The organism is Psittacicella melopsittaci (genome assembly GCF_003585925.1).
GTDB lineage: Bacteria > Pseudomonadota > Gammaproteobacteria > Enterobacterales > Psittacicellaceae > Psittacicella > Psittacicella melopsittaci.
Genome location: NZ_NRJH01000095.1, coordinates 1 through 1,133, shown reverse-complemented (window position 1 = coordinate 1,133; position 1,133 = coordinate 1). Strand labels below are relative to the sequence as shown.

Genomic DNA, 1,133 nt, shown 5'->3' with positions numbered 1-1,133 from the left:
AATATATCTGCCTGGTGCAGAGTAAGGCATTTTACGTTTTAAATCGATATAACCGTCAGTACCAAAGTTTTCACAAGGTAAACCTGTTTGAGCATTGATCGCAAATAAACGACCGTCATTTGTTGGCAAGAATACTTTAGCTGGACAAGTTTGAGCTCCAAGTTTTTCTTGTTCAGTTAAGCCCCCATTTTCAGCTTGATATTTTGCACTTTCAGGGTTTACTTGTGCAGTAGTTGCTTGATCCCAGTAAGATACGCCACGACAAGTTTGGTGTTGGTATAAGCGAGTTGGCGGGAGTTGTGGATTAAAACGCCATACGCGTGTACCTGTAGCAGCATCGATTTTATCTAACATTTGGTGAGTAGTACAAATGTAAAGGTAATCACCAATTTTTAATGGTGTAACCTCATAAGTACTTTCTCCTGAGTCTTCTGGTGTACGTGCATCGCCCACATCATATACCCATGCTACTTTTAGTTTACCTACGTTAGCTGAGTTAATTTGTGTTAATGGTGAGTAACGACTTCCTTCTTGCGTACGACCATAAGCGATCCAATCTTCAGGGTTAACCCCAGCAATAGGCTGAGCCTGAGCTGGTTGTTGACGCGTTAAAGTCCCATTAATTTCTTGTGGATCGTGCCAAATACTCCAACCTAAGAGAGCGAACATAGCTAAGATACCCCCTAAAAGAGTGTATTTAGCTGGACTTACGCCTGCTAGTTTACTAAGAGCACGGTTAGAAACTGGAGCTAATAACCAAAAACCTAGTAAAAACCATACATCAAAGCGTGGTGCTAGGTTCCAGAAGTCAGTTCCTGTTTCCCAAAGAGCCCAGAAAATAGTAAAAATTAACCAAATGGTATATAGCCATAATGCCCATAATCTGTCTTTAGCCCAACCAAAGCCAACAAGAGCTAGGACAATACCAGAGGCAAGATAGTAAGGAGACCCTCCTAAAACTACAAGCCATGTTCCCCCAATCAGTAAGAAGAGAGAAAAGACTGTAAAGATAACAAGGGTCAGATATTTCCCCCATTTAGAGGGAGTTTTTGTTTTTTCAGACATAAATCTAATCCTATAGTTTAAGCTCTTCAAACCGAAGATAAAGTATATAACCCCTAATTAATTAGGGG

1 protein-coding gene is annotated in these 1,133 nt (G+C 40.5%); it reads right to left on the bottom strand.

The genetic code is table 11. The features are described from left to right. On the bottom strand, positions 1-1,065 hold a 1,065-nt coding region (locus CJP74_RS07940), incomplete at its 3' end, for a PQQ-binding-like beta-propeller repeat protein (RefSeq protein WP_486660080.1). Positions 1,066-1,133 lie beyond the last annotated feature (68 nt).